Origin of the sequence: Acinetobacter sp. CIP A162 (assembly GCF_000367905.1) — a bacterium.
GTDB lineage: Bacteria > Pseudomonadota > Gammaproteobacteria > Pseudomonadales > Moraxellaceae > Acinetobacter > Acinetobacter lwoffii.
Window position 1 is genome coordinate 919146 of sequence record NZ_KB849159.1, and the last position, 13009, is coordinate 932154.

Here is a 13009-nt window from a genome sequence, read left to right on the forward strand (position 1 = left end):
AGTAAAGCAAACAATTAATAACATAAATGTTACAAAAGAATTATTGGTTGTTACAAAGGTGGGGAGGTTTGGTTTTATCTAACCCATTTTGGCAACTGTCTATATTTCTTCAAATACATTTCATCATGGCGACCTGAGACGTCCCAATAAAAAAATACAGCAAGTACCACTGGGAGGACAAGTTGCCCCCAAAATAACCAACCTATATTTTCTGCAATCAGATTTTGCAATGGATAGCTACCGAAATAGTTAAAGCTATGTGCCAATTTTAAAATAGGCATATAGAAAATCGCTAACAAAATTACCAGTGCAGCATAAAGCAAGGATAAGTACTTCAGTTTAGGAAACTCTCTAAAAGCACAATCTATTTTAGTTATTCTAAAATCTAACCACTCAGGCATGGCAACCTCATAATATTATTTATATATTCAATTTATACAATATATTGTTGTTTTTTCAAACATTAAAAAACCACTCTCCGGAGTGGTTTTAGTTTAATTAAGTTATCAGGCAGTCTTTGGGGGGAAATATTTTATATATAATGCCTCTACCAACGCTTGGGAAATTTCTTTTGCACTTTCTACACGTTCACTCCAGTCTAATTTAAATTTCTTCATTATCATTATGCTTAAAATCTAGACTTGGTTGTACTTGTTCAATGAGATCGTCTAATTCTTTTATGAGCGCCGGTTTAGTCTGTTTCCCATTCACTGATAAGAATCGACCCGCCTCTGATAGTGATTGGGTAATAATTTCTACTTGCACGGAAATTTTTGCAATTTGTGCCTGTAACCCATCTTTAAGCTGACGTGCTAGTTGCTCTTGCTCAATAAAATATTTTCGAATCTCATGGCCTTTTTCATTTCGTTCCATCATTCCGAGGTGTTTGGTCATATCTACCGAGATGATGTATTCAGTGGTTGGTCGTCCACCTTTTAGGTTATCGTCTTTTTTGACGTAAACCTGATAATCAAAATTTTCTTCAAATTTACACTGTGCAATTCGTCGTTTAATCCAATGAGAAAACTCAGCCTTTACTTCCAGCATCTTGTATAAATCACGCGCATTCACACCCAACTGGATTCTTCCATTCAACTCAACTTCGATGAATAGAGGTCGATCTTCAATTTTTAAAACTGTGCTCACCGCCTTACTCCAAATGATTCCGTATTCATAAAGATGCTTCTGGCTTTTACGTCTTGCTGTGTGTTTTTTAGGCTAAATGCTCCTGTGTAGGGTTCGCGTAACTATCTGTAAAAAGTCAATGATGCATCAATAGATCAGAATTTGTATTGAGAGCGTTATGCAAGAGAACACCATCCCCTGGATCATCAAGATCGTACCCGCAGTTGTTGGTGCAATCTTGGCACTGGTCCTAAGTGGTGACATTGATAAAGACGGAAAGATAGAAGTCTCACTGAATGTCATCGTCAAGTTTATGGCCAGTGTAACTGTCAGTTTGTATGGTGGTTCGGCTTTCATTGAATATTTCAACTTACTCCACGTATCTACGATGTACCAAGGCGCAATCATGCTGTTCTTTGCAGTATTTGGCTTGCTTGGGATCGGCATCGTTTATCAGTCTGTTGCGTTACTGCAGGGGAAATCTATGTCCGAAGTGCTGCATGAAATTAAAGCGGCATTTTTAGCAATTTGGGGGAATGGGAAGAAATGAATATTGAACAATTTTTAAATGAACTCATCCGCCGTGAAGGTGGCTATGTAAATAATCCTGCGGATCGAGGCGGAGCAACAAAGTACGGTATTACCGAAGCTGTAGCGCGTCAAAACGGTTATAAGGGCCACATGAAGGATCTGCCTGAATCACTTGCGCGAGATATTTACCGCAAACAATATTGGATAGTACCGCGTTTTAACCAGGTGAATGCACTTAGTCCACTGGTTGCAGAAGAATTGCTTGATACAAGCGTGAACTGCGGTGTTGGTTTTGCCAAGCCTACTTTGCAGCGCGCCTTAAACCTATTGAACAACCAGGGTAAAGGTGGTTGGCCTGACTTGGTACCAGATGGTGTATATGGTCCGGCTACCTTAGGTGCATTAAAAACATTTTTGGCCAAGCGTGGCAAGGAAGGCGAAAAGACCTTATTGAAAGTCTTAAATATTTTGCAGGGCAATCGTTACATTGAAATTTGTGAACGCAACCCAAGCCAGGAGCAGTTTTTCTTTGGATGGATCTCGAATCGAGTGGTGATTTAAATGGTACTAGATGCCTTTTTAGCCCAATTCTATAAAGCTGTGATTGTGGTGCTGCTGGCCTTACTTGCCCTAGCAGTTGCCTTTGGTGCATGGAAGCACATTGCACTTGAGCGCAGTGAAGAACAGCGCGAAGCCGATATTGCAAAAGCAATTAAACCTTATGTAGATGCGGAACGTGAACAACGTAGCCGCGCTGATAAAGTGAGTGGTCAATATGAAGAACTTAAAGGTCAGGATCGAGTGCACACGGAAGTCATTAACAACAAAGTTGAGAAAATCACGGAACGCCCTGTTTTTCGTAACGTGTGTCTTGATGCTGATGGCGTGTCAATCCTCAACGAAGCCGGTCGCATGGAACCTGCCGGCGAATCTGACTCAGGACTGTCCCGACCTCCCTGAGATTGAATTGGGTGATGGTGGTTATGTGCTGAAAGCCTGGGTAAAAGATCGCCGAATGTATGTTGAATGTGCTCAAGCCAAACGTGCTTTAAATCAAGCTATTAAAAGGCCTTCAAGTTGAAGGTCTTTTTTGTGGGGTAACTATGCAGGAAGATCAGGTAATTCGAGTAAAAGCTAAGCCATCATTAGGTGTGAGAATTTTGCGCTGGTTGATTTGGTGGGGATAGCCAGACGTAAATGGCGGATTTAAACTTAAGGTAAATCACCTTGAGGTCATGATGTTACAACAAGAAATTAAGGTTGCCTGGTTGCAAGAACAAACTCCTAATTGAGCGTTTTGGTTGGAGTAAAAATAGTTAGGAATATTTTTGGAATAAAAAACTATTAAAAAGTAAAAAAAGGTTGTATAAATACTTATAAATTATTCCTTAAGAGAGTTGTATGGCTTTAGCAGAAGAGATTCGCGCACATGATTTAATTAATCCTTATGCAGATATAATTATTGAATCTATTAGAAGTGCATGGATGGAATGGCTTGGTAGTCCATTTTTTGGAAAATGGTCTTCGAGAGGAAGGGCTACATTTGTTTGGGAAACAGTGATGGATTCTCTTAAGGATAAATTCAAGGGAAATAGAGATGTATATATTTTAGATAAAGGCACAACAGTTCTTTTTGTTGTAAAACAAGAAATTGTATTTCGATTTAAGCTAGCTGACAAAAGTGGTCGTAGTAAAAATGTTCAGACGAAATCTGCAAAAAGCTTTCATGATCCTGAATTAGATTATAATTTGTTAGCAGAGGGTGGTATCGCAAGCGATATACCTCGTGTTGAAGTTGTTTATTCTTTAAATAAAACAGCTACTCAAATTGATAATATTAAAATGATCGCAAGAGACAAGAGTGCACTGGTTTGGAATACAAGTTTAGTCAGTACTCAAAGTTCATTTGTCGAACTTGGTAATATTTCAAATAATACTGTTGATAGTGAACCTAAAGCTAAACGACGCTTTAAAGGAAAATCAACAGAAACTGTTAGAAAGAAAGCGGTAGGTGAGATGTGAGTAATGTGACCTTTAATCCTGAGTTGTTAAGGATATTAAGGCAGTATAGAGGCTTTGGGCAAACCGCTCTGGCTAAGGAAACTTCCATGTCGCAGGGAACTCTGTCTAAACTGGAAGCTGGACTATTAGAGCCCAATGAAGAAATTATTACAAAACTCTCTAAGGTTTTAAATTTTCCTGAGTCAATTTTTTTCGAAAGCTACAAGCCGTTTGGTTTGCCTTTAAGTGTGCATCCAATGTACAGAAAAAATGCTTCACTTGGAAAAAAGGCAATAGAGCAATTAGAAGCTGAATTAAATATTCGAATTTTTAATTCCGTGAAACTAATTAAGGCTATTGAATTCGAGGAAGATCTACCTTTGCCTTTTTTAAGTTTGGATATTTATGAAACACCTGAAAAAGTTGCTGAGCTTGTAAGACGGACATGGTTAATTCCTAATGGACCTTTAAGGAATCTAACAGAATATATTGAGCGTGCTGGTTGTTTGGTCTTTCATTGTGATTTCTCCCAAGAGGGGGTTTCTGGAGTTACTTTAAAAGTTCCTGGATTAAATCCATGTATTTTTATTGATAAAAACATGCCATCGGATCGCCAAAGATTTACACTTGCTCATGAGCTTGGGCATGCAATTATGCATAAAATTCCTTCAGAAGATATGGAAGATGAAGCAAATCGCTTTGCTAGTGCTTTATTGATGCCTTCCAAGGATATTAGAGGGCAACTTTCTGGAAAAATAACACTGGAAAAGTTAGCCACATTAAAAATGATATGGCGGGTTTCTATGTCTTCACTTCTGATGACTGCAGATAGGGAAGGACTTTTAACACCATCACAAAAGAAGTATCTTTGGATTCAGATGACTAAATTAGGATATCGAACAAGAGAACCTACAGAGCTTGATTTCCCAAAAGAAAAAGCTCTTACGATAGACCAGATCTTTGATTATTATCAAAATGATTTGGAGTATTCAATAGATGATCTTGTTAACTTGCTTCATACTCCTAAAGAAGATATTGATCAATTATATTCATTAAATATTGTAAGAAAGAAAACACATTTAAGAGTCGTATAAATAGATACTCTTATCAAAAAAAAGCCATGCTGCATAAATATTTATGCGACATGGCTTTTTTCAAAATTTAATCTCCAATTGTCCCCAATACTGGCACCATTCTAGGCCCAAATTTTCGTGCTTTACTTACAATTTCTACCAATTCATCATAAGTCAGATTAAATGAATCAGAACTGTCAAAAACATAGACTACATTCTTATCCTTAAGCTCTTCAGGTTTTTCTGGAATAAAGCGGGTAGGGATCAGCTTCTGAGTTAATTGCTCATCTGTTAAAGCTTTTGGTAAATTATTTGGATCGAATTTTTTAGTCTGCATTTTATTGCCCCCATTTATCAACTATGTCAGCCCAGTCTTGTAGCATTTTCCGGCGTTGACTAATGTATTTAGCGTGATTGTATGATGCTCTTACCTTATTCTGCTCGGCATGAGCAAGTTGCTTTTCAATCCAGTCATCATCGAAATCAAGTTCATTTAAGATAGTACTCGCGGTTGCCCGAAAGTCGTGTGATGTCGAGTTTTTAAGTCCTATTTTCTTTAGAGCACTATTCAATGTAGCACTTCCGATTGTGGTAGCGCTACTGTATGCACTTGAGAATACATACTCTTTGTTGCCTGTTTCAGCATATTGAGACTTGAGTACATTGAACAGTTGATCAGACATAGGAACCAAGTGGATCCTATTCTTTTTCATAGTTCTTTCCTGAGAGTTACTTCGTGTTGAAATCGGGAAAGTAATAATTCTTTCTTCAAAATCGACATACTCCCATTTCATACGTCTAATCTCGATTGAGCGTAGCATTGTATAAGCTAAAGTGAGTAAGGCATTTTTAACTGTTGCTGTGCCATGGTACTTATCAACCCCCTTTCTAAATTGCACCTGCTGCTCTTTTGATAGTGGCTGAGCATGCTCGACATCTGGACGATTGATGGAACCACGTACTGCATAAGTTGGATCATTCTCAGCTCTTAGAGTGGCGATCGCATACCGCATAACAGCACCAATAATTTTAATATTATTTGCTGCGGTAACTTCACCAGTCCCTCTAGCGCCTGTTGTCCGAACACGAGTGATGGTTGATCTTGCAATATACAGGACTTCTGCAGCAGTCACGTCAGCAACACTCTTGGCTCCAATTACTGGGTAGATATCCGTATCAAGAGACCATCTTACTTTTCCAACGTATTTTTCTGATCTGTTTTTTAAGATATCGGCAATATATTCCTCAGCAACGGCTTTAAATGTATTTGCATTCTTCACACTTTGTATGACTTTTTCTTCTTTGCGGGCTAAAGCCGGGTTTTTGCCCTCACTGAGTAGAGCCTTCGCCTCATCACGATTCTTTCTTGCTTCTGCTAGACTTACCCGTGGATATTCCCCTAAACTTAACATTGAGGCCTTGTTTTCAAATCGGTATCGATAGCGCCAAAGTTTTGTACCTGTAGGTCTAATCTCAATACAAAGCCCGTTATGATCAGCAATACGATATGCTTTATCTCTTGGTTTAAGGCTCTTAATTTTGGTGTCGGTGAGCATGTGAGTAACCTAAATAAAATATGAGTAACTTGAAAAATTACTCACAATACTACTCACAAAATAAGATTTTGCATATAGTGTTTAGATTTGTTTTGGTTTTATAAGTGCTTAATTTATAATAAATACAATAATTTAAAATTTGTTTAGATTTGCCTAGCTTTATATAATATTGTTTTCGGATGAAAAACAGTATTTTGTTGCCATCTTACCGGTACATCATCAACTCAATCTGAAAAAAGTAGCGCAGGCCGTAGGATGCAAAAAACTCCAGATGGCAGATCCTAAACATGCAGAACGCTTGACCGGTTATCTAGTCGGCGGAATCAGTCCCATTGGTCAAAAGAAACGATTAAAAACGGTGATTGATGCCAGCGCAGAACAGTTGAATACGATCTATGTCAGTGGCGGTAAAAGAGGCTTGGATATCGGAATAAAACCAGCTGATCTTGCCAATGTGCTCAATGCACAGTTTGTCGATGTACTGGATACATAAGATCGAAGTACGATGATCACCTAAATTCATAGAACCTGAAGTGATAGATTTAAAATGGCTGCATATTTTTTGGTCGGAAATAACAGTAAATCATTTTATACGTTTGTATATTAGATAAGTTAAAACACAGCCTGACTGTGTACACAACAAGGAATGAAAACAAAAATATAAATTATGATGCGGAGCATAATGGATGAAAATTCAAAATAAAAAATGACCACGGTTCTGTCTGACATTATCTGCAATGGCGATGCTTTCTGCGTTGCCGAGTGTACAGGCCGCTACTTCGTCTTTAGCAGCACCTGCCAATTCACAGCAGGTTTTCTTTGTCGGAAATAACTGGGATGGCACAGTAACCGTGATTCGTCCATCGGGTGATTTTGGCAAAATAGGCGTCATTAACATGATTCCTGACCGTAAAGAGCGCCTTAAGGAAATTCACCTGAATCCAATCAAACTGATTGCTTATACTTATTCAGACTACAGCTGGTGAAGGCAATGACCAGCTGGTGGATGATATGTACTCGACACCAGACGGTCAGTCAGTCGTTGCATCGCGCCCAAGTTTCGCTGATGTGGTATCGATTAATATCAAAACCGGCAAGATTAACTGGCGGACGCCTGTTGAAAGCTTCCGTGCCGACCATATGGCGGTATCACCAGATGGGCAACGAGTCGCCGTATCTGCATCTTCAGGAAATGTGGTGCATGTACTGGATATCCATACCGGTAAAGAGTTGGGCCGTTTCAGCACTGGCGATAAACCGCATGAAAACATTTACTTCGATGGCGGCAACAAGATCCTGAACTCTGCCATCGGCAATGTTGAAACCTCGATGGATGCACAGTGGCAAGACTTTACTAAAGGTAAGCGTTTTATCACTATCGCAGATGCCAATACGCATCAGGTGGTAAGAAAAATCGATTTCAGGCCTGCATTGGATGCATTTGGTCGAAAAGATTTGTCCAACTCAGTACGACCAATGGTATTTAGTAAGGATGAAACCAAACTGTATGCCCAGGTTTCATTTTTTAATGGGCTGATTGAGTACGATCTGAATCAGAACAAGATTAGCCGGATCGGACAGCTGCCTGGCAGTGACAGTATTCCGAAAGACCGGACAAAATGGGTGAATGATTCGCGTCATCATGGCCTATCAATCAGTGCTGATGGTGAAAAGCTCTGTGTCGCCGGTACCATGGATAACTACGCTACGATTGTAGATCGCAAAACACTGACAGCCGGGAAACTGATTTCTGCAGATAAACCTTATTGGGCAACGCGAAGCCCGGATGGTCGTAGCTGTGTAATTTCAGAAAGTGAAACAGATGTAGTCACAGTGATTGATTTTGCCACAGGCAATAAAGTGCTGAGTGTACCGGTAGGAAATCATCCACAACGCGTTCGGATTGGTTATGCACCAGCAGACTGGTCAACGCCGTAGTCAATCGTCGATTAGCGAAAAAGACAGCTTTTTGATAAAGGTTGTCTTTGTTGAGCTGAGGACATAAAAATGAATGATAAAACAATTCTGTTCTATGTAATGATCGGATTGCTCTTGTTTGGGACTTTAGTGGGTATTGGTTATCAGGTACGACAAGAAATCTATCGGACGAATTTTACTGATCAGACCCATTCTGATCCGGTCCTGCCAGTTGAAAAATCGGCAAGCTATATATCTGTTAACTCTCCTGAGAATAGTCAAACTACGAAGAAGAAACAGAACGATACGGTTGCAAAGCAAAGCGAATTATCAAAGCAACAAGAACAGTTATATCTGGACTTTACTCAGATCATTAACGCTTTAAGTGAGGGACAACGACCAAATCCTCAACAAGTCAGTTTGTTGATCAGTCAGCAGCAAAAACTGGTAGAGGCCCAACTGGTGAGCAAGGCCGAAGCGAAAGCACAAATTGAGTTTCTGATTAAAGTTCTGCCTGAAATGGATCATGAATTGCATCGGGCGTTGCGAGTATTAGAACAAACTCGAACTTGACGAATTAGATCCAGCTGTATCTTTCATTATTCTCAGTCTGAAAATTGCTCTCATAAAAAAAAGCCCAAAAAATGATCTGGGCCTTTAAATACACACTATAGAAAGCTAAGTATCTTTATAAACAATTTGCAGGCTTGGGTACACCAGCCAAACGGCTTAAGTGACGGGCCACCAGACCAGTATTAAACTTTTCTTGAAGCATGGCATTATTGATATCGGCACTGACAGTTTTCATTAAAAATTTAATCAGTGGTCGTGTTGCTGGTGAATGACCAAACTGCTGATAGAACTGACGTACCGCTTGCAGAATTTCAAAATGCCAAGGAGTTAAGCTCAGTTCCAGACTATCGGCCAGCACTTGAGCGACTTCTTCATTCCAGATGGTATAGTCAACCAGATGGCCATCTTGATCCAATTCTAAATTCATATCTAACTCATTTATTATTTCATTGAAATGCAGCGATTAAACTCGAGGCAAAGATCTGCAAAATCCGCATAATTCAAAAGCTTTATCTGATCAGGCAAAGGCTGTACTAATAACTCCGCATCATTTTTCAGTATGTGAATTTTCGGCAAGCTTTGAAGAAATGAATGCTCTAGCAGCAAAACCGCTTCACCCATCAGTACGACCTGATCACCCATTGTATAAGTTTGAGCCAGTTGCTCTAGGATCTGCGCTGTTGCCGAATAGCTGGATTGGATCAGATAAAGTGTGTGATTTGACATTTTTATATCCTTGTTCCTTACCAATACATCACATGATCAAAGCTTTGAATAAATTCAGAATTAAGCTCAATAAATTCGATTTCTTGTTCGCTCTGTGCCACAAATGAGGAATGCTGGTTTTTTTTCTCAATCAGAATCGGAGTGAGATCATAAAACTCGAAACTGTCGACCATATTTGATGCCAGTTTGAATGCATGATGCACCTGGTCAAATTGCAGGTCTGAATGCAGCAAACTGAGGGCAGCACTTTGTAGCAGGACTTTAACTTCTGCGCCAAAAGTTGCCAGGACCATCGTAGCCGATAGGCTTTCATGCACCTGCAGACTGGTCAGATTGGCTTGGGTTAATATAACAAGTACAGATTTCACACAAGATTCCTTGGAAAAGCAACACATTCTAAAAAATGAAACATCTAGAATTGAATGAGACGTTGTGAGGACTGAACAGCATCGGCAAGTTCACCTAAACCGACCAATTCAAAGGCATCTGCCAGATTATGCTGCTGAATATTGTGACGTCGAGCATTGTCCAGATCTGTAATTCCACGTGCCAATGCTGCACTTACACAGACCGGGAGGCGAATCTGTAGCGCTTGCCATGCATGTGTAAGATGACGTTGATCGTCGGGTACCCATTGCAGTGCATTTGCGACCGATACGCCGTCCTGATAGAAGAATACACGGAATGCTTCCTGTTTATCTTGCAAGGCCTGAGCCAAACCCAGGGCATGCCAGGCATAAATGGAAGTCGGTGCGGAGGTAACAAGAATTAAGGTGCTCATCGAAATTCACTACAGGCTTGATCAATAGCAACAGATTGATCTTGGCTTCATCAGAAAGTAGGTAGTATAAATGATTTTAGTGACGGGTGGATTAGGCTTTTTAGGCTCACATATTGCTTTAAGTCTGTTAGCACAAGGACTAGAGGTCATTGTGGTCGATAATTTGGCCAATGCGAACTTACAGACTCTGGAGCGTCTTGAGTTTATCTCCGGCATGTACGTACCTTTTATCAAGATTGATATTCGCAATACCCCAGCATTGAACAAAGTCTTTGAGCAGCATTCGATTCAGGCTGTGGTACATACCGCAAGTTTTAAGTCACTGGAAGAATCAGTATTAAAACCACTTGAATATTATAATGATAATGTCAGCTGTATTATGAGTCTCATGCGTGCCATGCAACGTACCGGAGTGCGTCATCTGGTACATTTATCCAGTCTGGCGGTATATGGACAATCTGGCACAGATTTAAGCGAAGATCTGCCTTTTAACTATACCTATCCGAATCCCTATATCAAATCGCAACAAATGGTTGAGGAAATTATCCGGGATACTGCCAAAACTGATAATGAATGGCGGATTGCGATCCTACGTCTATCCAATATCGCCGGCGCCTTTGAACACGGTGTGCTGGGGGAAGCGGTGCCACCTTTACCGAAAAATATTTTGCCTTTGGCGATGCAGGTCGCTGCACAGCAACGTGAATATCTGGAATTACGCCGTCAGGCCCATACTGCGGATGGCACAGTAGAACGCAGTTTTCTGCATGTCGCAGACTGTTGTGATGCCGTGATCAAGTCCTTGCAATGGCTATCACAACAGCAGGAATTAAAATGTGAAGCCTTTAATATTGCCGGTGAATTGATTTCCATACAGGATTTGCTAGATCAACTGGCTGAAGTGACTCAGTCTGCAATCAAAACCATGGATGCTCTGCCATACCCACATGCGGAAATGGATCAATTGGGGGCGAACATTGGAAAAGCGCGAAATATCCTACATTGGCAACCTCAGCGATCACTCAGAAAGATGCTTGAGGATGAATGGTTGTTTTATCAGAATATGCTCAGAGGGCAGTAAGTAAGAGAACTTAGCTTATATTTGATAATAATTATCATTTACATTGATACTGTAATCGATTACTTTAAATAAATAGATTAAATCATTGATATAGAAATTCCTAAGATCCGTAACAGGCAAGAAGAATTGAGGTTGAACATGCAAACACGTATTGAACATGACACGATGGGAGAGGTGGCTGTACCGAGTGAGGCTTTATGGGGCGCTCAGACTCAGCGTAGCTTGCAAAATTTCAAAATTGGCAATGAGCGGTTGCCACGGCCAATGATTCGTGCCATGGGACTCGTCAAAAAAGCGGCTGCCTTGACCAATGCCGAGCTAAACCAGATTCCCCAAGAACTGTCACGCTATATCGTGGATGCGGCAGATGAAGTCATCAGCGGGAAATGGGACAGTCAATTTCCACTGGTAGTCTGGCAAACTGGTTCAGGTACACAAAGCAATATGAACTGTAATGAGGTGATTGCCAATATTGCCAACCAGAAATTGGGCAATCATTTAGGGGCACAAAAACCGGTTCATCCAAATGATCATGTCAATCGTGCCCAATCTACCAATGATTCATTTCCAACTGCGATTCATGTGGCTGCGAGCTTGCAGATTAATGAACTTTTAATTCCGGCTGTCACACGTTTACGCGATACTTTATATGCCAAATCTCAGGATTTTGCCGATATTGTAAAAATTGGCCGGACACATCTACAAGATGCTACGCCTTTAACCTTGGGGCAGGAATTCAGCGGTTATGTCTCTCAGCTGGATCATGGGCTTCTTCGTCTAGAACAGGCATTGGTCGGACTATATGAATTACCATTAGGCGGTACAGCGGTTGGTACCGGTCTGAATGCCCATCCTGATTATGCCGTTCAGTCTGCTAAAACCCTGGGACAATTAACTGGCTTGCCATTTGTAACTGCGCCAAACAAGTTTGAGGCTTTGGCAGGCCGTGATGCTGCGGTATTTGCTTCTGGTGCATTAAAGACTTTAGCGGTTAGCCTGAATAAGATTGCCAATGATATTCGCTGGCTAGCCAGCGGGCCACGTTGTGGTTTTGGTGAATTGCGTATTCCTGAAAATGAACCGGGTTCTAGCATCATGCCGGGTAAGGTGAACCCGACGCAAAGTGAAGCGATGACGATGGTGGTCGCGCAAGTTCTCGGAAATGACACCACCATTAACGTGGCAGGTGCATCAGGTAACTTTGAACTGAATGTATTTATGCCGGTCATTGCCTATAATCTGTTGCAATCCATCCAGCTTTTAGGCGATGCGTGTAACAGTTTTAATGATCATTGCGCCGTAGGCATTGAGCCGAATCATGAGAAAATTGAACATTTCCTGCATGATTCTTTAATGCTGGTCACGGCATTGAATCCGGTCATTGGTTATGAGAATGCAGCCAAGGTTGCCAAAACAGCTTATAAGGAAGGAAAAACCTTAAAACAGGTGGCTGTTGAACTGGGTTTAGTCACCGCTGAACAGTTTGATGAAGTGGTGCGTCCTGAACAGATGGTCTCACCGAATGCTAAATAAGGGCCGGAGCACTTTTATTTTCAATCTTTACGCCTGTTTTATCATGGAATAGTCAGCAGTGGTTTTTATCTCAGGCAGAGTTGCGTACAATAATGTTAGATGAGATTAACCA

At 40.7% G+C, this 13009-nt stretch carries 16 protein-coding genes and 2 pseudogenes; 10 read left to right on the forward strand and 8 right to left on the reverse strand.

The genetic code is table 11. The features are described from left to right. Positions 1-74: 74 nt before the first annotated feature. Both F995_RS10800 and F995_RS10805 read right to left on the reverse strand, forming a co-directional pair. Positions 75-401, reverse strand: a complete 327-nt coding sequence (locus tag F995_RS10800; RefSeq protein WP_004646874.1) for a hypothetical protein — start codon at positions 399-401, stop codon at positions 75-77. Between the two features lie 202 nt (positions 402-603). Further along, positions 604-1146 carry a phage antirepressor Ant gene (locus F995_RS10805; protein WP_004646875.1) on the reverse strand — a complete coding sequence of 181 codons (543 nt, stop codon included), beginning with the start codon at positions 1144-1146 and terminating at the stop codon, positions 604-606. 157 nt (positions 1147-1303) lie between these two features. Between F995_RS10805 and F995_RS10810 the strand changes: the two genes are divergently transcribed. The 5 genes from F995_RS10810 to F995_RS10830 all read left to right on the forward strand — a co-directional run bounded on the left by F995_RS10810 (position 1304) and on the right by F995_RS10830 (position 4751). After that, entirely contained in the window at positions 1304-1675 is a 372-nt protein-coding gene (locus F995_RS10810) for a hypothetical protein (protein ID WP_004646876.1), read from the forward strand. Further along, positions 1672-2217: a glycoside hydrolase family 108 protein gene (locus tag F995_RS10815; RefSeq protein ID WP_004646877.1), complete on the forward strand. Its 546-nt coding sequence runs from the start codon at positions 1672-1674 to the stop codon at positions 2215-2217. The genes F995_RS10810 and F995_RS10815 overlap by 4 nt, the downstream gene beginning before the upstream one ends. After that, complete coding sequence (locus F995_RS10820; RefSeq protein WP_004646879.1) at positions 2218-2616, forward strand: hypothetical protein; 399 nt, start codon at positions 2218-2220, stop codon at positions 2614-2616. Positions 2617-3057: 441 nt separating this feature from the next. Further along, positions 3058-3678, forward strand: a complete 621-nt coding sequence (locus F995_RS10825) for a hypothetical protein (protein WP_004646880.1) — start codon at positions 3058-3060, stop codon at positions 3676-3678. Next, positions 3675-4751, forward strand: a complete 1077-nt coding sequence (locus tag F995_RS10830; protein ID WP_026055751.1) for a helix-turn-helix domain-containing protein — start codon at positions 3675-3677, stop codon at positions 4749-4751. Before F995_RS10825 ends, F995_RS10830 begins: the two co-directional genes overlap by 4 nt. Positions 4752-4818: 67 nt before the next feature. On the opposite strand, the gene F995_RS10835 is transcribed toward F995_RS10830, so the two are convergent. Together F995_RS10835 and F995_RS10840 are read right to left on the reverse strand one after the other, a co-directional pair. Continuing rightward, complete coding sequence (locus F995_RS10835) at positions 4819-5067, reverse strand: hypothetical protein (RefSeq protein WP_004646882.1); 249 nt, start codon at positions 5065-5067, stop codon at positions 4819-4821. A gap of 1 nt (position 5068) precedes the next feature. Beyond that, positions 5069-6286, reverse strand: a complete 1218-nt coding sequence (locus F995_RS10840) for a tyrosine-type recombinase/integrase (RefSeq protein ID WP_004646883.1) — start codon at positions 6284-6286, stop codon at positions 5069-5071. 166 nt (positions 6287-6452) lie between these two features. On the opposite strand from F995_RS10840, the pseudogene F995_RS10845 reads away from it, so the two are divergent. The 3 genes and pseudogenes from F995_RS10845 to F995_RS10860 all read left to right on the forward strand — a co-directional run. Next, positions 6453-6779: pseudogene (locus tag F995_RS10845) on the forward strand (aminoacyl-tRNA deacylase); the annotation flags it as partial. Positions 6780-7023: 244 nt separating this feature from the next. Continuing rightward, positions 7024-8224, forward strand: a pseudogene (locus tag F995_RS10855) (YncE family protein). Between the two features lie 69 nt (positions 8225-8293). Then, positions 8294-8776 carry a hypothetical protein gene (locus tag F995_RS10860; protein WP_004280206.1) on the forward strand — a complete coding sequence of 161 codons (483 nt, stop codon included), beginning with the start codon at positions 8294-8296 and terminating at the stop codon, positions 8774-8776. A gap of 115 nt (positions 8777-8891) precedes the next feature. Here the strand turns inward: F995_RS10860 and F995_RS10865 are convergent, their stop codons facing one another. Genes F995_RS10865 through tusD form a run of 4 tightly spaced genes read right to left on the reverse strand, consistent with a single transcriptional unit; the run spans position 8892 to position 10283 of the window. Next, complete coding sequence (locus F995_RS10865; protein ID WP_004280207.1) at positions 8892-9203, reverse strand: TusE/DsrC/DsvC family sulfur relay protein; 312 nt, start codon at positions 9201-9203, stop codon at positions 8892-8894. Positions 9204-9217: 14 nt separating this feature from the next. Continuing rightward, a complete protein-coding gene (locus tag F995_RS10870; RefSeq protein ID WP_004646886.1) occupies positions 9218-9502 on the reverse strand; it encodes a DsrH/TusB family sulfur metabolism protein in 285 nt (94 codons plus the stop codon). 17 nt (positions 9503-9519) lie between these two features. Further along, complete coding sequence (locus tag F995_RS10875; protein WP_004280210.1) at positions 9520-9870, reverse strand: hypothetical protein; 351 nt, start codon at positions 9868-9870, stop codon at positions 9520-9522. A 44-nt stretch (positions 9871-9914) separates the two neighbouring features. Beyond that, positions 9915-10283: a sulfurtransferase complex subunit TusD gene (gene tusD / locus F995_RS10880; protein WP_004280211.1), complete on the reverse strand. Its 369-nt coding sequence runs from the start codon at positions 10281-10283 to the stop codon at positions 9915-9917. 70 nt (positions 10284-10353) lie between these two features. On the opposite strand from tusD, the gene F995_RS10885 reads away from it, so the two are divergent. Beyond that, on the forward strand, positions 10354-11364 hold the full coding sequence (locus F995_RS10885; RefSeq protein ID WP_004280212.1) for an NAD-dependent epimerase/dehydratase family protein: 1011 nt from the start codon (positions 10354-10356) through the stop codon (positions 11362-11364). 138 nt (positions 11365-11502) lie between these two features. Beyond that, positions 11503-12897: a class II fumarate hydratase gene (fumC, locus tag F995_RS10890; RefSeq protein ID WP_004280213.1), complete on the forward strand. Its 1395-nt coding sequence runs from the start codon at positions 11503-11505 to the stop codon at positions 12895-12897. Positions 12898-13009: the final 112 nt, after the last annotated feature.